Source organism: Bradyrhizobium sp. SEMIA, from assembly GCF_014844175.1.
Lineage (GTDB): Bacteria > Pseudomonadota > Alphaproteobacteria > Rhizobiales > Xanthobacteraceae > Bradyrhizobium > Bradyrhizobium arachidis.
The window spans coordinates 4,370,216-4,394,334 of the sequence record NZ_CP046601.1; the positions used below are offsets into that span (position 1 = coordinate 4,370,216).

Sequence of the window (24,119 nt, forward strand, 5' to 3'; positions counted from 1 at the left end):
CTCCTATCGTCCGGTATCGCCACCCTTGCCGGCGAGCACGCGGTCGAGCCCGTAGAAGCGGTCGAGCAGAATGAGGGCGGTCATGGTGATCGCGATCACGCAGGCCGAGACCGACGTCACCAGCGGATCGATGTTGTCCTGGATGTAGAGGAACATGCGCACCGGCAGCGTCTCGGTGCCGGGTGCCGCGAGAAAGACGGTCATGGTGAGATCGTCGAAAGACTGGATGAAGGCGAGCGCCCAGCCGCTGACGACGCCGGGCAGGATCAGCGGCAGGGTCACGCGACGAAACAGCGTCCAGCCGCCGGCGCCGAGCGAGACTGCTGCCATCTCGACCGTGCGGTCCATACCGGTTGCTGCCGCGAGCGTCAGCCGCAGCGCGAACGGAAACACGATGATGACATGCGCGATGATCAGCGCGGCAAAGCTGCCGCCGAGGCCGGCCGAGGTGAAGAAGCGCAGGAAGGCGATGCCGAGCACGACGTGCGGGATCATCAGCGGCGAGAGGAACAGCGCGGCAAGCGCATCGCGCCCGCGGAAGCGATAGCGCGCGATCGCGAGCGCCGCCGGCACCGCGAACAGCAGCGCGACGAGAGACGACAGCGCACCGAGGCCGAGGCTGACCCAGAAGGCGTGGATGAATTCCGGGTAGTTCGCGATGGTCCTGAACCAGCGCAGCGAGAAGCCGTTGGTCGGCAGCGACAGGAAGCCTTCCGGCGTGAAGGCAACGAGGCACACGACCAGGATCGGCGCCACCATGACGATGACGAAGATGGTGTGGAAGATCAGCGCGAGCGGCCCGTTCCGTCTCATCGGAACACCTCCGCATAGCGGCGCTCGATCAGCGCGTTGCTGCCGACAACGATGAGGACCAGCGCAACGAGAAGGAGCGTCGCGACCGCGGCACCGAGCGGCCAGTTCAGCGTGTTGAGGAATTCGTCATAGGCGAGCGTCGCCGCGACCTTGAGCCGGCGGCCGCCGATGATCGCCGGTGTCGCGAAGGCGCTGGCCGACAGCGAGAACACGATGATCGCGCCCGAGAGCACGCCCGGCATGATCTGCGGCATGATGATGCGGCGGATGATGGTCGCAGGACCGGCGCCGAGCGACATCGCAGCATTCTCGATCTGCGGATCGAGCCGCTGCAGTGCCGCCCACACCGACAGCACCATGAACGGCATCATCACATGTGCGAGCGCGACGACCATGCCGGTTTCGGTGAACATGAAGGGAATGGGGAAACGGATCACGCCGAGCGACATCAGGAGCTTGTTGACGAGCCCGTTGTTGCCGCCGAACAGCAGCGCCCAACCGAGCGTGCGCGCGACGACGGAGATCAGCAGCGGCCCGAGAATGACCAGCAGGAAAAAACTCTTCCAGCGGCCGCTCATGCGGTTGAGGATGTAAGCCTCGGGCGCACCAAGCAATGCGGTGAGCAGCGTGGTGAGAATTGCGATGCGAAACGTCCGCCAGAACATCTCGGCGTAATAGGGATCGGTCGCGATCTCGTGCCAGTTCTTGAGGATGAAGACCGGCTCGATGCCCTTGTACTGGCCCCAATCGTGGAACGACAGCATCACCGTCATTGCGAGCGGAATCAGCAGGACGCCGACGAACAGCATCAAAGCAGGCGCCGTCAACGCCCATGGCGCACGCGCGCTGCGCTCCTCGGCGGCCGCGCTCATGCGCCGGCCCTCGCGCGCACGCTCATATCCTCGGGCCGCCAGGTCAGGCGAACGGCGTCGCCTTCGGCAGGCTGCGCCTTTCCGTCGTTCTGCCGGATCACGATCGCCGGGCCGCACTCGCTGTCGCACTGGAACAGCCAGTGATTGCCCTGGAAGATACGCGTGACGATCTTTGCGCTGAGGCCTGTGTCGCCAAAGCCGATTCTTTCGGGGCGAACGCTGACGGTCACGGGACCGCCAAGCCCGGCCGGCGCCGGTGCACGCCAGGAGCCCGCCATCAGTTGCGTCGGCGAGACGGTCCGGTCGATCGTGCCGGCAAAGTCATTGGTCTTGCCCAAAAACTGCGAGACGAAAGCCGAGGCCGGTCTCTCGTAGGTTTCCTGCGGGGTGCCGATCTGCTCGATCTTGCCCTCGCTCATCACAACGATGCGGTCGGACAGCGACATCGCCTCGTTCTGGTCGTGGGTGACGAGGATCGTGGTGGTGCCGATGGTGCGCTGGATCTGGCGCAGCTCGATCTGCATCTCCTCCCGCAACTTGGCGTCGAGGTTGGACAGCGGCTCGTCGAGCAGCAACACGCTCGGCTTGATCACCAGCGCGCGCGCCAGCGCGACGCGCTGCTGCTGGCCGCCGGACATGCGGCGGGGATGGCGGTCCTCGTAACCGGCAAGGCCGACCATCGCGAGCGCGGCGCGAACGCGTTCGGCCCGTTCGTTGCGCGGCACGTTACGCATCTCCAGGCCAAAGGCGACGTTCTCCGCCGCGGTCATGTGCGGAAACAGCGCATAGCTCTGGAACACGATCCCGAGGCCACGCTTGGCCGGATGGATCGCGGTCAGGTCCTTGCCCTCGAGGCGGATCGCGCCGCGCGTGGGATCGAGGAAGCCCGCGATCATCTGCAGCGTGGTGGTCTTGCCGCAGCCGGACGGGCCGAGGAAGGAGATGAACTCCCCCTTCCCCACCGACAGGCTGAAGTCGTCGACCACAGTCTGCGCACCGAACTGCTTTGCGACCCGATCGAGCTCAAGATAAGCCATCACGCTGTCTCCGCTGCGACCGGTCAGCGCTCGACCTCGCGATTCCAGCGCTTGGTCCACTCCTCGCGCTTCTCGTTGATCACGGTCCAGTCCGGATTGTAGAGCTTGGCCGCGCGCTCGCCGATCGGCGCCATCTTGCCGAGCTCCGGCGGCACCTTCAGCGATTTCAGCACCGGGCCGTAGCCGTAATCCTTCAGCATCACGAGCTGGATCTTGGGATCGAGCAGCATCTTGACGAAGTTTGAGGCCAGCGGTGAGGCGTTCGGCTTGTTGATCGGACACGCCGTCGTCAGCAGCGTCGCGGCGCCTTCCTTGGGATAGACGAAGTCGACGGGGAAGCCGGTGTTGGCAAAGCTCTGCACGCGGCCGGTGCCCCACACCGCGATCACGGCCTGACCGGACTGGAACAGCTCGGTCATCTTGCCCGGCGACGGCTCATAGGCGAGCACGTTCGGATTGATCTCTTCCTTGAAGATCTTGAAACCGGAATCGACGTTGGACTCGCCGCCGCCGTTCATCTTCGACAACATCACCAGCGCTTCGAGACCATAGGTGTTGTTGATCGGCGGGATCACGAGCTGTTTGGCGTATTTGGTGTCCTTCAGGTCGTTCCACGAGGTCGGCGGCGCCCAGCCTTTCTCGGCGAACACCTTGGTGTTGTACATCAGCCCGGTCGCGACGATACCGATCGCAACGGCACGATCGTCCTTGAAGCGCGCGGTGTCGTAGAGATCGGCCGGCAGGCCATCGAGCTTGCCGCAGAAGCCGAGCTGGATCGCCTGGTACATCGGGCCGTCGTCGACGATGGCGACGTCGATCTGCTGGTTGCCCTTCTGCGCCTGGAGCTTTGCCAGCGTGTCGGTGGAGTTGCCGGCGACGTATTCGACCTTGACGCCGTTCTCCTTCTCGAAGGCCGGGATCACCTCGTCGCGGATGGTCTTCTCGAACGAGCCGCCATAGCCGGCGACATAGAGCGTCTTTTGCTGGGCCGAGGCGGCTGAGGGGGCGGCAATGAGCGCCGCGATGCTGACCGCTGTCAGGAGGCGAAGAGTCTTCATTTGGACCGATCTCCAATACCGGAATGAGGTGACGTGCCGACGAGTCTCGCTGGCTGAAGCGCGTTGCCGCATTCCCTTCCGCGCCAATCCGTTTCCGATCAGGGCTCCGGCCCCCATTCGGCGGATTTGGCGCGATCTGGAGGTTTGAATCCCTCCAATCTGCCGAAAAAGCGGGCTGACTCCAGTCCTGATGAAAAAGATCGCAGACGTATACTTCCATCGTCCAATGAATAATGGCACCCTCTGCATACCAGAATGTTATGAATGGAATTCGGGATGGCGCGGATCAATTCGCGGCAGGTGGAGGCCTTCCGGGCGACGATGCTGACCGGCAGCGTCACCGAGGCGGCGAAGCTGATGGTGGTGACGCAGCCGGCGGTGAGCCGGTTGCTGCGCGACCTCCAGGCGCTGCTCAAGATGGAGCTGTTCGAGCGGCGCGGCACCGGCCTCGTGCCGACCGCCGCGGCGATGGCGCTCTACACCGAGGTCGAGCGCTCCTTCGTCGGTCTCGAACGCATCACCGCGGCTGCGGAAGAAATCCGCGGCCGCCGCACCGGCTCGTTGCGGATCGCGGCGCTGCCGGCGCTGGCAAATGGATACTTGCCGCGTCTCGCCGGACATTTCCTGATGGAGCGGCCGAACCTCAACCTCGCCTTCTTCGGCGTGATCTCGCCGATCGTGGTCGACTGGGTACTGAACAATCAATGCGACATCGGCTTTGCCGAGGTGCCGATCGCGCATTCCGGCCTGCCGAGCCAGCGGCTGCCGGCATTGGCTCGCGTCGCGGTGCTGCCGACCGGCCATCGCCTCGCAGAGAAAGAAGTGCTGGAGCCGCGCGATTTCGAGGGCGAGACCTTCATCTCGCTGTCGGCGGGATCGTCGAGCCGGCATCTCGTCGACCAGGTCTTCCACCGCCACGATGTCCGCCGCGTGCTGCGCGTCGAGACCACGCTGTCGGAAATCATGTGCGGCATGGTCTCGTCCGGGCTCGGCGTCTCGATCTGCGATCCCTTCACCGCGCAGGAATTTGCAACGCGCGGCGTCGTCGTGCGCCGCTTCCTGCCGCGCATCGATTTCGAATTCTCCGCGGTCTTTCCAGCGCAGCGCAGCCCCTCGCCGGTGGCGCTGGATCTGGTCGAGACCATGCGCAAGGCGCTCACCGAATTCGACGAACGGCTCGCGCGCATGACTGATTGCTTGCACTGATGAGGCCGATCTCCTACCTGAGGACACATGGCACGCATCACCATCATCGAGACCGGACGGGTCCCGCAAAAATATCGCGAGCGTCACGGCTCGTTCCCGGACATGTTCGAGCGGATGGTCCAGGCCGAGGATCCGAACGCGACGGTGGACGTCGTCAGCATCCCGAATGGCGATGCGCTTCCCGATCCGCGCAACCTCGAAGCCGTGCTGATCACCGGCGCGGCGGCCGGGGTCTATGACGGGCTCGACTGGATCGCGCCGCTCGAAGACTTCGTCCGCACCGCCTACGCCAACAAGACGCCGATGGTCGGCGTCTGCTTCGGCCACCAACTGATCGCGCAGGCGCTCGGCGGCACCGTGCGCAAGTCGGAGAAAGGCTGGGGCATCGGGCGGCACGTCTATCGCGTGCTGCCGGAGAACGGCGTCGTCGATGGCGAAGCGGTCGCGATCGCGGCCTCACATCAGGATCAGGTGATCGAGCCGCCGCAGGGCGCACTGACAATTCTCTCCTCGGACTTCACCCCGCATGCCGGCCTGCTCTACGCCAACGGCGCGACGCTGACCGTGCAGCCGCATCCGGAGTTCGACGTTGGGTTTGCGGAAGTGTGTTGTGAGTTGCGCGACGGCAAGGCGCCGGACGATGTCGTGGCAACGGCGAGGGCATCGTTGGCGGAGCCGATGGACAACGCGAAGCTCGGCGGGGCGATTACGCGGTTCTTGGCGAAGCGCGCGGCGACCTAAAATTTAGTTCGCAACAGTCACCGCACCACGGCTTCTTCCCTTCTCCCCTTGCGGGAGAAGGTGGCGCGAAGCGCCGGATGAGATTCCATCCGCACGCTAGACTACTCGTGAGGGTAGATACCCCTCACCCGTCTCGCCGCTTACGCGGCGAGCCCCCCTCTCCCGCAAGGGGAGAGGGTGCAGTGCGCTTGCCGCGCTATCTCGCGAAGGTCAAAACGGATCCGTCCCCAGCCCCGGCACGTCGGCCGGCCGCGGGCCCGGCGCGGCCCAATGAAACCGGCGGTCCTTCTCCGCAATCGCGATGTCGTTGATCGACGCTTCGCGCCGCTTCATCAAGCCGTGCTCGTCGAACTCCCACTGCTCGTTGCCGTAGGAGCGATACCACTGGCCCTTTCCATCATGCCATTCGTACTGGAAGCGCACCGCGATGCGGTTGCCGTCGAAGGCCCAGAGATCCTTGATCAGGCGGTAGTCGTGCTCTTTCTCCCATTTGCGGGTGAGGAACGCGACGATGGCTTCGCGACCCTGGAACACTTCGGAGCGGTTACGCCAGCGGCTGTCCTCGGTATAGGCGAGCGACACCTTCACTGGATCGCGCGAATTCCAGGCATCCTCGGCCATGCGCGCCTTTTGCGCGGCGGTCTCACGGGTGAAGGGTGGAAGCGGCGGGCGCGACATGGTGGCCTCATCAGTTGGTGGCGGCCGCAAATCTATCCCCGTACGCGGTGGAGTCGATAGGCTGTCACCTATCGGCCGATCACTTATCGGGCGATCAGGAAATCAAATCGGCTTTCATCAGCGCACGAATTGATTTCGGGATTGGCTGGGCGCGGCCGCCGCTGATGAAGGCGACGCGGACCTCGGCCTTAACCAGCACGTCGTCGCCGCGTCGCACTTCCTGCGCCAGCATGATCGAGGCGCCCTTCACCGCAATCGGCCACGTCACGACATCGAGCACGTCGTCCATCCGTGCGGGCTTGAGGAAGTCGAGGTGCATCGAGCGCACGACGAAGGCGAATCCGACGCCTTCGGTCTCGACCTGCTCGAACAGCGCCTGCTGCTCGGCGCCCATCAGCCTGAGATGATTGGTACGCCCGCGCTCCATGTAGCGCAGATAATTGGCGTGATAGACGATGCCGGAGAAATCCGTGTCCTCGTAATAGACGCGGACCTGCATGTGATGGCGGCCGTCGCGGATCTCGCCGTCGAGATGGGCAGTCACGTCGCAGGCCTCTTGGCTTTTTGCTACCGGCCCGTTTTGCGCAAAAACGGCCGGCCGCGCAAGCGTGTCAGGATACGACCGGGGCCGCCCGCCCCAGCGTCACCTCGACGATCTCAGGCGGTACGCCGACGCGGATCGGCATCAAGCTGCAACCGAGGCCGCCGGAGATGATGACGTCGCATTTCATCCTGACATGACCATAGGCGAGCTTGCCGCTATTCGGACCCCGAACGGCCGGCGACCAGCCGAGCAGGCGGACCTGGCCGCCATGGGTGTGGCCGGACAGTTGCAGCGCGACGCGCGCCGGCACGCGCCAGGCGATGTTGGGCTCATGCGCGAGCAGGATGATTGGCGCGTCGTCGGTGACTTTCGCCAGCGTGCCCTCGAGATCGTCGGCACCGAACCGCGCCACACTCCGGAAACGCTGCGCCGGCGCAAAGGCGAGCTGATCGCCGAGACCGGCGAGCCAGAAGGAGCGGCCGTCCTTGGTGAGGCGCACGGCGTCGTTCTCGTAGACCGGAATGCCGGCCGCCTCCAGCGCGCGATGCGCGACGGTCGGCCCGCGGCCGGCCCGCTGCACGGTCCGGTCGTCCCAATAATCGTGATTGCCCATGACGGCATGCACGCCGAGCGGTGCCTTGAGGCCGGACAGCACCCTCGCCCATTCGCTCGACGGAATGATGCGCGTGACCTGATGAACGCCGGCGACATAATCGCCGAGCAGCACGATGAGATCGGCATTCAACGCGTTGGTGCGGTCGACGATCGCTTCGATCCGCTCCAGCGACATCCAGGGATCGCAGGCATGGATGTCGGCGACCGCCGCGATCTTCAGCCGAAGATCCGCCGGCCATTGCCGCGGGGTCGGATGATAGCGGGTGACGCGGAGCCGCATCGGCTCGACACCGACGCCATAGGCGGCGGTCGAGACGCCGAGAGCGGACAGGCCACCGATGGACCGGATGAGATGACGACGCGAGATCATGGAAGCCCGAACGTGATGCACTTTCTTGATGCGGCCCGATTGAAGCGGAATTGGGGTGCGCTGGTGCAGACCGTCCGCATCCTCGTGCAAATTGCCTGCACAAAGATTACCGGAAGTTCATGACAACCGGACCCTTTCGACGCGATCAGTCGTCGCTCTCGTCCGTGCCGAACAGGCCGAACTGTGCCGCCGCATCGCGCGAGGGCTCGGCGATGCCGAGATGGCGGAAGGCGTGCGAGGTAAGCAACCGGCCGCGCGGGGTGCGCTGGAGATAGCCGCACTGGATGAGATAAGGCTCGATGATGTCCTCGATCGCATCGCGCGGCTCGGACAGCGCTGCGGCCATCGTCTCGACCCCGACCGGGCCGCCGCCATAGTTGAGCGCGATGGTCGAGAGGTAGCGGCGGTCCATGGCGTCCAGGCCCGCCGCGTCGACCTCGAGCGCGCTCAGCGCGTGGTCGGCGATCTTGCGGTCGATCTTGTCGGCATTGGCGGCCGAGGCGAAATCGCGCACGCGGCGGAGCAGACGGCCGGCGATGCGCGGCGTGCCGCGGGCGCGGCGCGCAATCTCGTTGGCGCCATCAGTGCTCATGCCGACATTGAGCACGCGGGCGCCGCGCGTGACGATGCTCTCGAGCTCCTCGATGGTGTAGAAATTGAGCCGGACCGGAATGCCGAAACGGTCGCGCAAGGGATTGGTGAGCAGGCCGGCGCGTGTGGTGGCGCCGACGAGGGTGAATTTCGACAGCTCGATCTTCACCGAGCGCGCCGCCGGCCCCTCGCCGATGATGAGGTCGAGCTGAAAGTCCTCCATCGCGGGATAGAGCACTTCTTCGACCGCGGGACTGAGGCGATGGATCTCGTCAATGAAGAGCACGTCGCGCTCTTCGAGATTGGTCAGCAGCGCTGCGAGATCGCCGGCCTTGGCGATCACGGGGCCTGATGTCGCGCGAAAGCCGACGCCGAGCTCCTTCGCCACGATCTGCGCCAGCGTGGTCTTGCCGAGGCCGGGAGGACCGACGAACAGCACGTGGTCCAGCGCCTCGCCGCGCTTGCGCGCCGCCTCGATGAAGATCGAGAGGTTCTTGCGCGCCTGCTGCTGGCCGACGAAGTCGGACAGCGACTGTGGACGCAGCGCAGTGTCGCCGACATCGTCGCTACGGCGCTCGGGCGAGACCATGCGGTTGGCCTTGGGATCGCTCATTTCGAGAGCTCCTTCAGGCCGAGGCGGATGAGCTGCGCCGTCTCGGCGCTTTCACCCGCGCTGCGCGATGCCGATGCGATGGCCGCGGCGGCCTGCGGCTGGCCGTAACCGAGATTGACCAGGGCGGAGATCGCATCTGCAACGGGGCGCGGCGCGCGCTGATCGTCGACGGCGCCGGCGAGATGCACCACGGCCGGATCGACACTGGCGAAGGCCGGCGCCTTGTCCTTCAATTCGGTGACGATACGCTCGGCCACCTTGGGGCCGACGCCGGGCGTGCGCGCCACCGCGGCCTTGTCGCGGAGCGCAATGGCGTTGGCGAGATCGGAAGGCTGCAGCGTGCCGAGCACGGCGAGCGCGACCTTGGCACCGACGCCCTGCACGGTCTGGAGCAGACGAAACCATTCGCGCTCCTGGTCGGTCCGGAAGCCGAACAGCTTTATCTGATCTTCGCGGACGTAGGTCTCGATCGACAGCACGGCCGCTTCACCCGGCGAAGGCAGATGCTGCAACGTGCGGGAGGAACAGTGCACCTGATAGCCGACGCCGCCGACGTCGAGAATCACAAAATCCTCGCCGTAGGAATCGATCAGGCCCTTGAGCTTGCCGATCATAGTCCCGCCACCTTTAGCCGGAGCGCCGTGCTTTGGCGGTGGTGAGCGTGAGTGATGGCGATGGCGAGCGCGTCGGCAGCGTCCGCGGACGGCGGCTCGGCTTTCGGCAGCAATATCTTCAGCATCATCGCGATCTGTTGCTTGTCGGCGTGGCCGGCGCCGACCACGGTCTTCTTGACCTGGTTCGGCGCATATTCGGCGACAGAGATGCCGAACATTGCAGGCGCCAGCATGGCGACGCCGCGGGCCTGGCCGAGCTTCAGCGTCGCAACGCCGTCCTTGTTGACAAAAGTCTGCTCGACCGCGGCTTCGATCGGCTTGTGATCGGACAGAACGGCCGCAAGCCCTTCATGGATCGCGAGCAGCCGGCTCGACAGCGGCAGATCGTCCCGCGGCTCCACCGAACCGCAAGCGACGTAGATCAATCGGTTGCCCTCAGCCTCGATCACGCCCCAGCCGGTGCGGCGCAGGCCGGGGTCAATGCCGATGATGCGGACGGGGCCACGAATCGGGAGCGCGGTCATGGGCCAGTGATAGCGGCTGGCTGCGATGGGGGAAACAGAAACAGAACGGAAGTAACAGGGGAAGTGGGATGTCTCGGGTGAGCAGGGCTGCCCACTTCATACTCCGTCGTCATACCCCGCGAAGGCGGGGTATCCAGTACGCCGCGGCTTCTCCGTATCCGCTGGCGCCTCTGGAATACTGGATCGCCCGCCTTCGCGGGCGATGACAGCGGTGGATGAGGCTACCGGACGGCCTAGCCGCCCATCTTCGCGACCAGCGCGTCCGACACCTCGAAATTGGCGTAGACGTTCTGGACGTCGTCGTGCTCGTTGAGCAGGTCCATCAGCTTGAGCAGCTTTTCGCCGGTCTCGTCGTCGACGGCGACCGTGTTCTGCGGCTTCCAGATCAGCGCGGCCTTGCGCGGCTCGCCGAACTTGGCCTCCAGCGCCTTGGCGACGTCGCGATAGCTCTCGGTCGAGGCGTAGATCTCGTGACCGCCTTCGCCGGAGACGACGTCGTCGGCACCGGCCTCGATCGCGGCATCGAGCACCGCATCGTCATCGGCGACGCTGCGGTCGTATTCGATGATGCCGGTGCGGTCGAACATGAAGGAAACCGAGCCGGTTTCGCCGAGATTGCCGCCCGACTTGGTGAAGAAGGAGCGGATGTCGGAGGCGGCGCGATTGCGGTTGTCGGTCAGCGCCTCGACGATGACGGCGACGCCGCCCGGGCCATAACCTTCGTAGCGGATCTCGTCATAGTTCTCGCCGTCGCTGCCGAGCGCCTTCTTGATGGCGCGCTCGATATTGTCCTTCGGCATGTTCTCCTGGCGCGCGGCGATCACGGCGGCGCGCAGGCGCGGGTTCATGGCGGGGTCGGGCGTGCCGAGCTTGGCGGCGACGGTGATTTCCCGCGCCAGCTTGCCGAACAGCTTCGACTTCTGCGCATCCTGCCGCCCCTTGCGGTGCATGATGTTCTTGAATTGGGAATGTCCGGCCATGCGTGGTCTCGTAAAGGAATCGTGCGCCAAGGTGAGCTTAGGGAAGCGCGGCCTTATAGGCCCTCCACCCACCGGAATGAAAGAGGCTCTACGACTTTAAGGTAATACCGTACGGCCCCCTGCCTAGAGGTCAGGCACCGTTAACCCTGATTTCATTCCGGATTGCGAAAATAGCGCCTGACCGTTCCCCGACAAGAGAAACCCGATGGCGTTCGGACTATTTCGGAAGCGTCTGCCGGATACGGCTGCGCCTGCGGTCGCCCCGCAGACTGTGCAGCCGGCGGCCCATTCCGAGCCCGCCCCGGCCGCTGAGGGCGATTCGGCGCGGGAAATCCTGGAACTGCTGGAACTCGAGCTCGGGGCGATGATTCGCCAGCTCGAGCGCGCCGCCAATTCGGTGGCCGGCGGCGCCGAGGCGACCGCCGCGACGCTGGCCGACATCCGCGACCGCACCGACGCCCTCACCGGCCGCACCAACGCCGCGCAGTCGACCGCCTCGACCTTCGCTCATGCCGCCGACAAATTCACCCAATCCGCGCAAGGCATCGGCGCCCAGGTCCGCGCGGCCGCCAAGCTCGCCGATGAGGCCAGCACCGCGGCGCAGGAAGCCCGCGCCAATGTCGACCGCCTGCGCGAGTCCTCCGCGGCGATCGGCAACGTCGTCAACCTGATCGCGCAGATCGCGCGGCAGACGACGCTGCTCGCGCTCAACTCGACCATCGAGGCCGCGCGTGCGGGCGCGGCCGGCAAGGGCTTTGCGGTCGTCGCCACCGAGGTGAAGGCGCTCGCGGTCCAGACGCAAGGCGCCACGGAAGAGATCTCGAAGAAGATCGACGCGCTGCAGCGCGATGCCGCCGGCTCCGCCGACGCCGTGCACCGCATCTCGCAGGCGATCGAAGCGATCCGTCCGGTGTTCGACACCGTCAACGGGGCGGTCGCCGAGCAGAACGCCACAACGAGCGAAGTCTCCGGCAATGCCGCCAGCGCCTCGGAGTTCATCATCTCGGTCGGCGAGAGCGCAGCCGAGATCGACGCCGCGACCAAGGCCGCCGAGACCCATGGCGAGAACGTCGCCAGCGCCGGCAAGGCGGTCACCACCTTCGCGCAGAAGCTGAAATCGCGCTGCGCCGTGCTGCTGCGCCAGAGCGAGCACGACGATCGCCGCAAGACCGAGCGGCTGCCCTGCCATCTCAAATTCGAGACGTCGCGCGGCGTGATGCCGGTCTACGAGATTGCGATGGACGGCGTGCTGATCGGCGGCGCCGACGCTGGGCGGCTGGCACCGCACACGATGATCGAAGGCAACCTCGAAGACGTCGGCGCCTGCCGCCTGCGCGTGATCGAGCAGTCCAAGGCCGGCGCCCGCGCGCAGTTCATTGCCCCCAATGCCGAGCTCTCCGAGAAGATCGAGGACAGGCTCTGGTCGATCCACGAGGAGAACACCGAGTTCGTCACCCGCGCCATGGAAGCGGGCAACGCGCTGACCCAGATCTTCGAGCAGGCGCTTGCGCGCGGCGAGGTCAAGGTCGACGATCTCTTCGACACCGATTACGCGGACATCGCCGGCACCAATCCGCAGCAATACCGCACCCGCTATCTGGACTGGGCCGACCGCGCGCTGCCGCCGTTCCAGGAGGCCTTCCTCGCCAAGGACCCGCGCATGGCGTTCTGCGCCATGGTCGACCGCAACGGCTTCCTGCCCGTGCACAACAAGATCTATTCGCATCCGCAGCGGCCGGGCGATATCGCCTGGAACACGGCCAACAGCCGCAACCGACGGATCTTCAACGATCCGGCGGGGCTCGCCGCCGCGCGCAACCTGCGATCGTACCTGGTCCAGAGCTATGCGCGCGACATGGGCAACGGGAACACCGTCATGATGCGCGAGATCGACGTGCCGATCCGCGTGCAGGGCCGGCACTGGGGTGGATTCCGCACCGCCTACAAGCTCTAGGGCATGGTCCGAAAAAGTGGGCTGCGGTTTTTCGACGAGACCATGCTCACACAAAAAACCTGGGCGCGAAAAACCAAGGCGCAAATTGCGCCTTGTGCACGCTCAGGCAAGACGCCAGCCGCGAATCATCCTTTAACGTCGGAGTTGGAATGGGAATGCCGCGGGGGGCCGGCGTACGGCTCCGACTGGAGGACCCTTAAGACATGTCCGTCGCACAACTTGCAGTTATGGACACCGGCTCCAACCGGACGCTGGCTGAACGGCTGATCGACCAGCTCGCCGACCGCATCGGCGGCCTCGGCGTCGAGCTCGCCGATATTGCCGGCAACGTCCAGGAAGTCGCAAACCGCGTCGCCAACCAGTCGGAACGGTTCCACCATCTCCAGAAGACGGCGGAGACGATGGTCTCGGCCAATCACGACATAGCCAACGCATCACAGGCGGTGCAGTCGACGACGTCGGCCGCGGTCGGCGAGATCGCGCAGTCGCGCAGCGCAGTCGACACCGCCGTCAGCCACATCTCCGAGCTGGTCGCAGCCGTCGAACGTATCGAGGCTCGCTTGAGCGCGGTCGGCTCGGCGCTGGCGCAGGTCGCAAAAGTGTCCGGCTCGATCGAGGCGATCGCCAAGCAGACCAACCTGCTCGCGCTGAACGCGACCATCGAAGCCGCGCGCGCCGGCAATGCCGGCCGCGGCTTTGCGGTGGTCGCGAGCGAGGTGAAGAATCTCGCTGAAGCCACCCGCCAGGCCACGCATCAGATCTCCGACACCGTGCGCGACCTCGACGGCCAGATCGAAGGCCTGATCGGCGAGAGCAGCGACGCCTCGCAGCGCGCCAAGACCGCAGGCGAAGGCGCCCAGCAGATCTCCGGCATCATCTCGCGCGTCCAGCAGGGCTTCGCCTCGGTGGAAGCGGAGATCGACAGCGTCACGCGCGCGGCGACCTCCAATCTCGGGCACTGCGACACCGTCATCAGCGAGCTCAACGAGCTCGCCAAAGGCGTCGACCTCTCCTCGCGCGATCTCAAGAACGCCGACCAGCGCGTGACAAAGCTGCTCGACACCTCCGAAACGCTGATCGCGCTGATCGCCGACAGCGGCGTCGAGACCTCGGACGCGCCGCTGATCCGCGTCGTCGTCGAGACCGCCAAGCGCATCTCGGCCGAGTTCGAGGCCGCCATCGACCGCGGCGAGATCACGCTCGACCAGCTCATGGACGAGAACTACCGGGAGATCCCCGGCACCGATCCCAAGCAGTACAAGACGCACTATGTCGACTTCACCGACCGCGTGCTGCCCGCGATCCAGGACCCGATCCAGAAATCCGATCCCCGCATCGTGTTCTGCGTCGCCTGGGCCAGGGGCGGCTATTTGCCGACCCACAATCCGAACTACCGCCTGCCGCAGGGCAAGGACCCGGTCTGGAATAACGCCAACTGCCGCAACCGCCGCCTGTTCACCGACCGCGCGGTGAAGAAGGTCGCGGCCAACACAAAACCCTTCCTGCTGCAGACCTATCGCCGCGACATGGGCGGCGGGCAGTTCGTACTGATGAAGGACCTGTCCTCGCCGATCGTGATCCGCGGCAGGCACTGGGGCGCATTCCGGATGGGTTTTCGGCAGGGCTGACGACCGCTGCTGCGGGCCTTGAATCAAAACCTCGAAAACAACCCCATGCACAGTAGCCGGGGCGGGAGGAATCAGCGGCTTGCAGTCGGCGGGCCTGGCGCGGCTTGACCCGTCGGGCAAAACAGGCGCATAATGCTATTATTCCGAAATTGCCATGCGCTCCTCTCCCTTCTCCCCTTGCGGGAGAAGGTGGCATAGGCGGCCTCTGGCCGCCGTTCTTGGGAACGCCGAAGCGAAGCTTCGGCTATGGCGCCGGATGAGGGGTCTCTATCAGCGCGCAAGGCTGCCTCGGAATAAGAGAGGATCATACGCGGAGACAGCCCCCTCACCCGAGTGAGTCTGCGTCTACTGACATCGCTGCCCTCTCCCGAAAGGGGAGAGGGCACAACAACAAGCCGTCGCGATTGATTTCATCGGGGTGCCACCCCTGCCTTTCCCAATCGCACGAATTTCGACATCGCATGATTTTGCGCATTCGCACGACGATCTGCGGCGCGCGCGACGAAAATGCGTCAAAACATGACGATTATCATATCAATTAGCCCAGAACGCGTGCTGCGATCGCCGCACAAATTCGTGAACGTCATGGCCGGGCGCTGCGTTCGCGCAAATATGCATTGCCGGAAATGTCGGTGCTTCTTCGTTTCGCATCGATATGATTATGGTCGCGCGCAAATCGCCGACGCCGTAAGCGCTCGTCGAGCAAGGGGATGCACATGGCAACGACACTCACCATCAACGGCGAACAAAAATCCTTCGACGCGCCACCTGAAATGCCCTTGCTGTGGGTGCTGCGCGACATTCTCGGGATGACCGGCACCAAGTTCGGCTGCGGTATCGCGCAATGCGGCGCCTGCACGGTGCATGTCGACGGCAAGGCGGTGCGCTCCTGCGTGCTGCCCGTCAGCGCGGTCGCGAACCGGGCCGTCACCACCATCGAGCATGTCGGCAACACGCCTGCGGGTGCGAAGGTGCAGAAGGCCTGGCTGGATGCCGAAGTGATCCAGTGCGGCTATTGCCAGTCCGGCCAGATCATGGCCGCCGCCGCGCTGCTGGCGGCAACGCCCAATCCTGATGATTCCGACATCGACGCGGCGATGGCCGGCAACATCTGCCGCTGCGGCACCTATGTCCGCATCCGCGAGGCCATCAAGCACGCCGCCAACGGCAAGCAATCTTGAGGTCCGCCATGAATGCACACAATAGCGTCTCCCGCCGCTCACTCCTGACCGGCGGCCTCGCCACCGGCTTCCTGCTCGCCTTCCATCTGCCGCTGCGCGCCGCCGGCAACGAGCCGGTGCAACGCGATGTGACGGACGGCAAATTCGCGCCCAACGCCTTCATCCGCATCGACGAGACCGGCCGCACCGTGCTGATGATGCCGCAGGTCGAGATGGGACAGGGCACCTACACGTCGATCTCGGCCGTGATCGCCGAAGAGCTGGATGCCGACTGGAGCAAGGTCGAGGTGCAGCACGCCCCGCCCAACGACAAGCTCTACGGCAACCCGACCTTCGGACTGCAGGTCACCGGCAATTCCAACTCGATCCGCGCCTGGTGGCTGCCGCTGCGCAAGGCCGGCGCCACCGCCCGCGCCATGCTGGTGCAGGCCGCAGCCACCCAGTGGGGCGTCGACGCTGCAAGCTGCACCGCGTCGAAGGGCGAGGTCGCGCATGCCGCAAGCGGCCGCAAGCTCGGCTACGGCGAACTGGCGCTCGCCGCCCAGGGCCAGACACCGCCGAAGGACGTCGCGATCAAGGATCCCAAGGATTTTGTCCTCATCGGCCAGCCGCTGAAGCGGCTCGACACGCCTGACAAGGTCAACGGCAAGGCGCTCTACGGCATCGACGCGATCCTGCCCGGCATGAAGATCGCCGCAATCGCCAATTGCCCTGTGTTCGGCGGCAAGGTCGGCAAGGTCGATGACAGTGCAGCGATGAAAGTCGCCGGCGTGCGCAAGGTCGTCGTGCTCGACGACGCCGTCGGCGTCATCGGCGATCACATGTGGGCGGCCAAGAAAGGTCTCGAAGCGCTCAAGATCGAGTGGAACGAAGGCCCGAACGCGAAAATCACCACCAAGGACGTCTGGGACGACCTGCGCAAGGCCAGCGAGAAGGATGGTGCCGTCGCAAAATCCACCGGCGACATCGGCAGGGCGCTCGCCAGCGGCGACAGGTTCGAGGCGGCCTACGAGCTGCCGTTCCTGGCACATGCGTCGATGGAGCCGATCAACGCCACCGTCCACGTCAGGCCGGATGCCTGCGAGATCTGGACCGGCACGCAGATCATGACGCGCGTGCAGTCGGAGGCGGCGAAGGCCGCCGGTGTTCCGGTCGACAAGGTGATCGTCAACCAGCATCTGCTCGGCGGCGGCTTTGGCCGCAAGCTCGAGCCGGACATGGTGGTCGCGGCGGTGAAAATTGCAAAGCAGGTCGACTATCCCGTGAAGGTGATATGGACCCGCGAGGAGGACATCCAGCACGACGTCTATCGTCCGGTCTATCGCGACCAGATCACGGCATCGCTGGTCGACGGCAAGATTGCGGGGTGGAAATACAAGGTCGCCGGCTCCGCGGTGCTGGCGCGCTGGCTGCCGCCGGCGTTCCAGAAGGGCATCGACATCGACGCGATCGACGCGGCGGTGGACGCGCCATACGACTTCGCCAACTTCCACGTCGAATATGTCCGCGCCGAGCCGCTGTCGGTGCCGACCGGCTTCTGGCGCGGCGTCGGCCCGAACAACAACGTGTTCGCGGTCGAATGCGCGATGGACGAGCTCGCGCGCAAGGCGGGCAAGGACCCGATCGAGTTCCGCAAATCCATGCTGACGAAGAACCCGCGCATGCTCGCGGTGCTGAACCAGGTCGCCGAGAAATCCGGCTGGGGTCAGCCGCTGCCGCCGCGCGTTGGCCGCGGCGTCTGCGTGCAGCCGTCATTCGCAAGCTTCATCGCGTCCGTGGTCGAAGCGGAGATCGACGACTTCGGCGAGATCGTGCTCCGCCGCGTCACCTCGGTGGTCGACACCGGCATCGCGGTCAACCCCGATACGGTGAAGGCGCAGATCGAGGGTGGCCTGATCTTCGGCCTCACCGCCGCGCTCTATGGCGAGATCACCATCGACAAGGGCCGCGTGCAGCAGTCGAATTTCCACGACTACCGCATGATGCGCATCAACGAGACGCCGAAGATCGATGTCACCGTCGTGAAAAGCGGCGAGGCGCCGGGCGGCATCGGCGAGGCCGGCGTCAATGCCGGACCTCCGGCGCTGCGCAACGCGATTTACGCTGCAACCGGCGTGGCGCTACGGCGCCTGCCCATCGATCGGAAACTGCTGGCTGCGGGGAAGAAGGCATGAGCGGCAAGATGCGTATCCTCGGAAGCCTCGTCGTCATCGCCGTCGTCGTAGCAGGACTCGGCGTCTTCCTCATCCGCAGGCCCGGCCCGCTCGACTTTGCCGGCGGCACCAAGGTGGCGCCGGCGGATTACCGCGCCGGCAAGCCGACCGGCGTGCCGGCCAAGCTGGAGAAAGCGAGCCTGGTCGAGCGCGGCGAATATCTCGCCAAGGCCGCCGATTGCATGGTCTGCCACACCAAGCCGGGCGAGAAGGACTATTCCGGCGGCCTCGCCTTCAAGCTGCCGTTCGGCACGCTCTATTCAACCAACATCACGCCGGACAAGGACACCGGCATCGGCAATTACAGCGACCAGGACTTTCTGAACGCGGTCCAGCACGGCCAGCGCCGTGACGGCGCCCGGCTCTATCCGGCGATGCCGTACACGTCTTACACGTTCATGACCGACGAGGACGTGCTGGCGGTGAAGGCCTATCTGTTCAGCCTGCCTGCGGTGCGCGCCAAGGCGCCCGAGAACACGCTGTCGTTCCCGTTCAACCAGCGCTGGGCGATGATTGTCTGGTCGGCCGTGTTCAATCCGGACACGCGCTTCACGCCCGATACTTCGAAAAGCCCGGAATGGAACAGAGGCGCGTATCTCGCCGAGGCGCTGGCGCATTGCGGTGAGTGCCACACGCCGCGCAATCTCGGCTTCGCGCTGGATAACCGCAAGAAGTTCGCCGGCGCGATCACAGCGGGCTGGCGCGCCTTCAACATCTCTTCCGACAAGGCGACGGGTCTCGGCAACTGGAGCGACCAGGATCTGATCTCCTATCTGTCGCTCGGCCACGCGCCGGGCCACGGCTCGGCGTCGGGCCCGATGGGCGAAGCGGTCGACCACAGCTTCAGCCAGTTCGCGCCCGAAGACATCAGCAGCATCGTTGCCTATTTGCGCAGCGTGCCGCCGCAGCCCTCGCCCGACCTGCCCGCCACCACAGCGCCAGTCGCGCCCGCCTCGCACAAGGAAGGCGTGACTGCAGATGCGCGCGGCAAGAAGGTGTTTGCCAGCGCCTGCGCCAGCTGTCACGGCTGGAGCGGCGACAGCCCGGTCTCGCCGATGGCGACACTCACCGGCACCTGGGCCGTCAACGACCCCGCCGCCACCAACGTCGCACAGATCGTGATCTCGGGCACCAAGCGCCACACGCCTGACGGTGCGCTGTCGATGCCCGCGTTCGGAAGCGCGTATACCGACGACGAGATCGCAGCAGTCGCGAATTACGTCACCGCGCGGTTCGGGACGAAGGGCTCGAAGCTGACGGCGAAGGATGTGGCGGAGCTGCGGGAGCAGACGGCGGAGTAGCGTGATGGCGAGATTGATGCGCGATCGCGCGTCAATCTCCGCCGTCGTCCCGGACGAGCGCAGCGAAGATCCGGGACCCATACGCCGCAGCAATAGTTTTGCGAAGACTCGGAGTGACCGGCTTCGCGCAATCACTACTCCCTGGGGTTATGGGTCCCTGCTTTCGCAGGGACGACGCTGAGGCTGTCGCGCCGCTTTCACCCTACCCAAAACATCGGCGCGGACGCTTCATCTGCCCGCGCCGATCCATCCCCTCACGTAAGCGCAATCGGGCAGCCGTTGCTGCCCGTGGCGCCCTTGATCGGGGCCGGCGCGAAGCAATAGACGAACTGGTACTTCTTGTCGGCGATCAGATCGTCGAAGAAGAGGTTCTCGTGGTTGTGGATGCCGTGCTTGGTCTGCAGCTCGGAATGGACCACGAAAGCGAGCGACTTGTCGGGATTGGGCACCACCTCCACCGCCCAGGTGTCGGCGCCGGTGAGCGCGAGATCCTTCTCGATCACCCACCTCGCCGCATCCATGCCGATGCCCGGCTCGCCGCTGTTGAAGCGGTCGTTGTTCTTCATCCACAGCGAGCCCCAGCCGGTGTGGAACATGATGGCATCGCCCGGCTTGATGTCGCTCTCGGGAATGTTCTGCTTGGCCAGCGCGGCCTTGATGTCGGCCGCGGTGATCTCCTGGCCGACGTCCATCATCCCGCCCTTCAGCGCGACCATGTCGACCAGATGCGCGCGGGTGAACAGCGGCTTGAGCTTCTCGACACCGAGCTTCTTCAAACCGTAGGCGTCGCTGATCTCGGTTGCGGTGAAACCATTGTAGAACCGCATCTCGTTCTTGTCGCCGTCCTTGCCCAACTGGATCCCGATATGGCCGAGGCCATCGAATTGGGTACCGGTCTGGCCGATCTCCGTGGTCAGGAATTCGTCGTGATAGACCATCTTGTTGTCGCCGAACGGGCCGCCGGTCGGGCTGCCGGGAATGCGCAGCGTGAACGCACGCGGACCGAACAGCGGCATGCCGCCTTCGTAGACGCGACCGATCTTGTAGATCTTGCCGTCCTTGATCCATTTCGCGGCATCGAGGACCTTTTCGGGCGTGATGTGATTTGATGCGCCGGACTCGTCGTCCTTGCCCCATTTCGACGGCCACCACGGCTTGTCGGTGCCCTTGGGCATGGAGGTCGCGGTCTGCGCCTGGGCTTGGCTGATCGGTGCAAGCGAGAACTTGCCGTGCATCGAGCCGGCGAGGGCGGCTCCTGCGACGCCGGCGATGCCCGCGGTGCGGAGCAGGGTCCGCCGATCGGTCGTGGAGCCGCTGTCGTCTTGATCTACGTTGTTGATCTCATTAGACATTGCACCCTCCCAGGTTGTGGTCAGAACAAAATCTGACTCTCAAATTGTTTCCGGCTACCCTCCTCCTCCATTACGCTGTTGTCCAGCGACAAAAATAAGACCGATGGCGGGAGAGCTTCCCATGGGCCTGTTCGAAACCGACAAATCGGCGCAGCGACTCCCGGTGTCGCTGATCACCGGCTTTCTCGGCAGCGGCAAGACCACGCTGCTCAATCGCCTGCTGCGCCGCGACGACATGAAGGACAGCGCCGTCATCATCAACGAGTATGGCGAGGTCAGTCTCGACCATCTCCTGGTCGAGCGCGTCGATGGCGAAGTTGCCGTGCTCGCAAGCGGCTGCATCTGCTGCACCATCCGCAGCGATCTGGAACAGACGCTGCGGGACCTCCTGGTCAAGCGTGACCGCGGCGAGATTCCGCCGTTCCGCCGCATCCTGGTCGAGACCACCGGGCTCGCCGATCCCGCGCCGATCGTGCAGCTGCTGCTCAACAACCCGCTCGTCTCGCACTTCCTGCGGCTCGACACGATCGTGACCACGGTCGATGCGGTCAACGCATCGCATCAGCTCGACCGCCAGTATGAGGCGGTGAAGCAGGTCGCGCTGGCGGACCGGCTGTTGATCACCAAGCGCGATCTGGTCGACGATGTCGGCTTGTTGGAGCTGCGTCTCCGCCAGCTCAATCCCGGCGCGAGGATCGAAACCGTCGATCATGGCGAGATCGATCCGGCCCAGCTATTCGGTGCGGGCCTGATCGATCCCGAGAAGAAAAGGATCGACGTTGCGCGCTGGCTCAATGAGCACGCCTTCGCCGAGCCGCACGCGCATGCCGGTCATTCGCATCACGATCGTCACGCGCATCATGACCACGATCATCACGATCACGACGCATCCATCACCAGTTTCATGCTCGCGTTCGACGAGCCGCTCGACTGGATAACGGTGACGCACTGGCTCGCGCATTTGCGCAACGCGCGTGGCGCTGACCTCTTGCGGGTGAAGGGGATTCTCAATCTTCACGGCGAGGCTGCGCCGGTCGTGATCCACGGCGTGCATCACGTCTTCCACCCGCCGGTGGCGCTGGCCGCCTGGCCCGACAGCGATCGCCGCTCGCGCATCGTCTTCATCACGCGCGGCATCTCGCGATCGGACGTGCTGGAGCTGTGGCAGGCGGTCCGCGCGGCGGCATGAGGCTCGGCGGCGCCAAGGGAACAGACGACGCAATTGATGCGCAGTTGCGTGCGTCAATCTCAACTGTCGTCCCGGACAAGCGCGCCCTCAGGCGCGCGCCGATCCGGGACCCATACCCACAGGGAGTGGTTTGGCGAAGATTCGTAGTGACCAGTCTCGCATCACAACTACTCCCTGGGGTTATGGGTCCCCGCGTTCGCGGGGACGACACGAGGGTGTAGCTTCGTTCTTCAGCTCAACCAGAATTTTGGCGTTGCCGGCTCCAGCCTTCCACCAACACGCACCGGCGCGATCTTGAGCGCCAGGCCCGTCGCGTCATCCGTCTCGACCGCAACGCCGCTGAGCGTCGCGACACCTGCGGCTGGCTCGAAGCGGCCTGACGGGATTCCCGATGTGAATCTCCGCAGCGGTTCTTCCTTCTGCATGCCGATGATGGAATCGTAATCGCCGGTCATGCCGGCATCGGTCATGTAGGCGGTGCCGCCGGAGAGGATCTGATGATCGGCGGTCGGCACATGCGTGTGCGTGCCGACGACGAGGCTGGCGCGGCCGTCGCAGAAGAAGCCGATGCCCTGCTTCTCGCTGGTCGCCTCGCAATGGAAATCGACGACGATGGCGTCGGCGGCAACGCCGAGCGGGCAGGCGCCGAGCTCGCGCTCGAGCGCGGCAAAGGGATCGTCGAACGGGGTCATGAAGACGCGGCCGAGCGCGTTGACGACCAGCGCATGCTTGCCGTTCTTGGTCTCGACCAGAGCGGCGCCGCGGCCGGGCGTGCCGCGCGGATAGTTGGCGGGACGCACCAAGCGGTCGGCGCGCTCGATGAACACCAGCGCCTCGCGCTGGTCCCAGGAATGGTTGCCGAGCGTCACCGCGTCGGCGCCGGCCTCGACGAGCTCCCGGTAGATCGCTTCCGTGATGCCGAAGCCGCCGGCCGAATTCTCGCCGTTGACGACGACGAAATCGAGCGACCAGTCCTTGACCATGCCGGGCAGGTATTCGGCGACGGCCTCGCGCCCGCTACGGCCGACGACATCACCCACGAAGAGAATGCGCAACTTCAGAACTCCGGAAATCGAACACGTCCGATTCCGTTAGCACATAATCCAGCGCCACGTCGTGGGATAGTGCCGGAACCGCCTCGATCTCCTGCGCTGCAAAAGCAAGCCCGATACCGACGATGTGCTTGGCCTTGCGCAAATGCGCGAAGGTGAAATCGTAATGCCCCGCACCATAGCCGATGCGATGGCCGAGGCGGTCGAACGCCGCAAGCGGCGTCAGCATGATGTCGGGGATCACTTCGGCCGCTGCCGGCGACGGCTCGGGAATGCCGAGCGGGCCGAGCATCAGGCGGTCGTTCGGATGGAAGAGGCGGAAGATCAGCGCCTTGCCGCGCGTGGTAACGCAGGGCAGCGCCAGCTTTGCGCCCTGCTCCGCGAGCTTCTTCAGGAGCGGCATCGGATCGATCTCGCTGCGGATCGGCGAATAGCCGGAGACGATGCTGCCGGGCAAGAGGTCGAACGGCAGCCCGCGCTTGGCGAGCTTTGCGGCGGCAGCGATGCGCTTCTTCTCGCTCAGCGCGTCGCGCTTGGCGAGGGCCTTGGCGCGGAGTTCGGCTTTGGAGTTGGACATGCGCGTTTTCCCCCGATGGCGAAGTCTTGCTCCGCCGTCATCGTCCGCGAATGCGAACGATCCAGTATTCCAGAAACGCCAGTGCACAGACCTCGACGCCGCGGCGTCCTGGATGCCCCGGTCCCCGTGCGCAATTGCGCACCAGGCGGGGCATGACACCGAGCCTCAATTGAACCGCAAGCGTGTCGGGGACGCAAATTCGACAGGCACGAACCAGAAGGAAGAAACAGTGCGAGGCCGCGGACGCCGTTGAAGCACTCGATCCCGGAGTTCCCTACGAAAGTAGGTGGGCACCATATGCCCGAGCCCACGGGCCCGGCCAGGGACAGTTCCCTAAAGGATCGATAAGGCCCCGGGGATATATGGCTCCTGACGCACGTCGCAGCCTCGCCGGGACAATGTAACAACGATGTTGA

At 65.0% G+C, this 24,119-nt stretch carries 22 protein-coding genes and 1 other RNA gene; 8 read left to right on the forward strand and 15 right to left on the reverse strand.

The window, feature by feature from the left end:
- Positions 1–3 precede the first annotated feature (3 nt).
- Genes FOM02_RS21340 through FOM02_RS21355 form a run of 4 tightly spaced genes read right to left on the reverse strand, consistent with a single transcriptional unit; the run spans position 4 to position 3,780 of the window.
- Positions 4–813 carry an ABC transporter permease gene (locus FOM02_RS21340; RefSeq protein WP_027561102.1) on the reverse strand — a complete coding sequence of 270 codons (810 nt, stop codon included), beginning with the start codon at positions 811–813 and terminating at the stop codon, positions 4–6.
- Complete coding sequence (locus tag FOM02_RS21345; RefSeq protein WP_027561103.1) at positions 810–1,685, reverse strand: ABC transporter permease; 876 nt, start codon at positions 1,683–1,685, stop codon at positions 810–812. The genes FOM02_RS21340 and FOM02_RS21345 overlap by 4 nt, the downstream gene beginning before the upstream one ends.
- On the reverse strand, positions 1,682–2,722 hold the full coding sequence (locus FOM02_RS21350) for an ABC transporter ATP-binding protein (RefSeq protein ID WP_027561104.1): 1,041 nt from the start codon (positions 2,720–2,722) through the stop codon (positions 1,682–1,684). Before FOM02_RS21350 ends, FOM02_RS21345 begins: the two co-directional genes overlap by 4 nt.
- 23 nt (positions 2,723–2,745) lie before the next feature.
- A complete protein-coding gene (locus FOM02_RS21355) occupies positions 2,746–3,780 on the reverse strand; it encodes an ABC transporter substrate-binding protein (protein WP_027561105.1) in 1,035 nt (344 codons plus the stop codon).
- Positions 3,781–4,056: 276 nt separating this feature from the next.
- Between FOM02_RS21355 and FOM02_RS21360 the strand changes: the two genes are divergently transcribed.
- The gene (locus FOM02_RS21360) at positions 4,057–4,986 is read left to right on the forward strand and encodes a LysR substrate-binding domain-containing protein (RefSeq protein ID WP_027561106.1); all 930 of its coding nucleotides are present in this window, start codon (positions 4,057–4,059) and stop codon (positions 4,984–4,986) included.
- Between the two features lie 27 nt (positions 4,987–5,013).
- Positions 5,014–5,727 (forward strand): type 1 glutamine amidotransferase, encoded by a 714-nt coding sequence (locus tag FOM02_RS21365; RefSeq protein ID WP_027561107.1) that lies wholly within the window; start codon positions 5,014–5,016, stop codon positions 5,725–5,727.
- 210 nt (positions 5,728–5,937) lie between these two features.
- Here FOM02_RS21365 and FOM02_RS21370 read toward each other — a convergent pair whose 3' ends face one another.
- The 7 genes from FOM02_RS21370 to FOM02_RS21400 form a co-directional block, all read right to left on the reverse strand.
- Entirely contained in the window at positions 5,938–6,405 is a 468-nt protein-coding gene (locus FOM02_RS21370) for a DUF1348 family protein (RefSeq protein ID WP_027561108.1), read from the reverse strand.
- Positions 6,406–6,499: 94 nt separating this feature from the next.
- Positions 6,500–6,949, reverse strand: coding sequence for a tol-pal system-associated acyl-CoA thioesterase (gene ybgC / locus FOM02_RS21375; protein WP_027561109.1), 450 nt, complete (start codon positions 6,947–6,949; stop codon positions 6,500–6,502).
- 67 nt (positions 6,950–7,016) lie between these two features.
- Complete coding sequence (locus FOM02_RS21380; protein ID WP_027561110.1) at positions 7,017–7,934, reverse strand: metallophosphoesterase; 918 nt, start codon at positions 7,932–7,934, stop codon at positions 7,017–7,019.
- A 145-nt stretch (positions 7,935–8,079) separates the two neighbouring features.
- Positions 8,080–9,138, reverse strand: a complete 1,059-nt coding sequence (gene ruvB / locus FOM02_RS21385) for a Holliday junction branch migration DNA helicase RuvB (RefSeq protein WP_027561111.1) — start codon at positions 9,136–9,138, stop codon at positions 8,080–8,082.
- Positions 9,135–9,752, reverse strand: coding sequence for a Holliday junction branch migration protein RuvA (ruvA, locus tag FOM02_RS21390; protein WP_027561112.1), 618 nt, complete (start codon positions 9,750–9,752; stop codon positions 9,135–9,137). The genes ruvB and ruvA overlap by 4 nt, the downstream gene beginning before the upstream one ends.
- Positions 9,749–10,276, reverse strand: a complete 528-nt coding sequence (gene ruvC, locus FOM02_RS21395) for a crossover junction endodeoxyribonuclease RuvC (RefSeq protein WP_027561113.1) — start codon at positions 10,274–10,276, stop codon at positions 9,749–9,751. Before ruvC ends, ruvA begins: the two co-directional genes overlap by 4 nt.
- 233 nt (positions 10,277–10,509) lie before the next feature.
- Positions 10,510–11,256 (reverse strand): YebC/PmpR family DNA-binding transcriptional regulator, encoded by a 747-nt coding sequence (locus tag FOM02_RS21400; RefSeq protein WP_018646706.1) that lies wholly within the window; start codon positions 11,254–11,256, stop codon positions 10,510–10,512.
- A 205-nt stretch (positions 11,257–11,461) separates the two neighbouring features.
- Here FOM02_RS21400 and FOM02_RS21405 point away from each other — a divergent pair, with 205 nt between their 5' ends.
- From FOM02_RS21405 to FOM02_RS21425, 5 genes are all read left to right on the forward strand, one after another.
- Positions 11,462–13,210 carry a methyl-accepting chemotaxis protein gene (locus FOM02_RS21405; protein WP_027561114.1) on the forward strand — a complete coding sequence of 583 codons (1,749 nt, stop codon included), beginning with the start codon at positions 11,462–11,464 and terminating at the stop codon, positions 13,208–13,210.
- Between the two features lie 203 nt (positions 13,211–13,413).
- A complete protein-coding gene (locus FOM02_RS21410) occupies positions 13,414–14,838 on the forward strand; it encodes a methyl-accepting chemotaxis protein (RefSeq protein ID WP_027561115.1) in 1,425 nt (474 codons plus the stop codon).
- A 716-nt stretch (positions 14,839–15,554) separates the two neighbouring features.
- Complete coding sequence (locus FOM02_RS21415; protein ID WP_027561116.1) at positions 15,555–16,019, forward strand: (2Fe-2S)-binding protein; 465 nt, start codon at positions 15,555–15,557, stop codon at positions 16,017–16,019.
- An 8-nt stretch (positions 16,020–16,027) separates the two neighbouring features.
- Entirely contained in the window at positions 16,028–18,193 is a 2,166-nt protein-coding gene (locus tag FOM02_RS21420; protein ID WP_167380856.1) for a xanthine dehydrogenase family protein molybdopterin-binding subunit, read from the forward strand.
- Complete coding sequence (locus FOM02_RS21425; RefSeq protein ID WP_027561118.1) at positions 18,190–19,533, forward strand: c-type cytochrome; 1,344 nt, start codon at positions 18,190–18,192, stop codon at positions 19,531–19,533. Before FOM02_RS21420 ends, FOM02_RS21425 begins: the two co-directional genes overlap by 4 nt.
- Positions 19,534–19,787: 254 nt before the next feature.
- On the opposite strand, the gene FOM02_RS21430 is transcribed toward FOM02_RS21425, so the two are convergent.
- Complete coding sequence (locus FOM02_RS21430; protein WP_027561119.1) at positions 19,788–20,885, reverse strand: cyclase family protein; 1,098 nt, start codon at positions 20,883–20,885, stop codon at positions 19,788–19,790.
- Between the two features lie 121 nt (positions 20,886–21,006).
- Between FOM02_RS21430 and FOM02_RS21435 the strand changes: the two genes are divergently transcribed.
- Positions 21,007–22,074, forward strand: coding sequence for a CobW family GTP-binding protein (locus FOM02_RS21435; RefSeq protein WP_051378224.1), 1,068 nt, complete (start codon positions 21,007–21,009; stop codon positions 22,072–22,074).
- Positions 22,075–22,304: 230 nt separating this feature from the next.
- Here the strand turns inward: FOM02_RS21435 and FOM02_RS21440 are convergent, their stop codons facing one another.
- From FOM02_RS21440 to ssrS, 3 genes are all read right to left on the reverse strand, one after another.
- On the reverse strand, positions 22,305–23,129 hold the full coding sequence (locus FOM02_RS21440; protein ID WP_027561121.1) for a TIGR00282 family metallophosphoesterase: 825 nt from the start codon (positions 23,127–23,129) through the stop codon (positions 22,305–22,307).
- Positions 23,107–23,703 (reverse strand): 5-formyltetrahydrofolate cyclo-ligase, encoded by a 597-nt coding sequence (locus tag FOM02_RS21445; RefSeq protein ID WP_027561122.1) that lies wholly within the window; start codon positions 23,701–23,703, stop codon positions 23,107–23,109. Before FOM02_RS21445 ends, FOM02_RS21440 begins: the two co-directional genes overlap by 23 nt.
- A gap of 230 nt (positions 23,704–23,933) precedes the next feature.
- Positions 23,934–24,094, reverse strand: a non-coding RNA gene (ssrS, locus tag FOM02_RS21450) — 6S RNA.
- Positions 24,095–24,119: the final 25 nt, after the last annotated feature.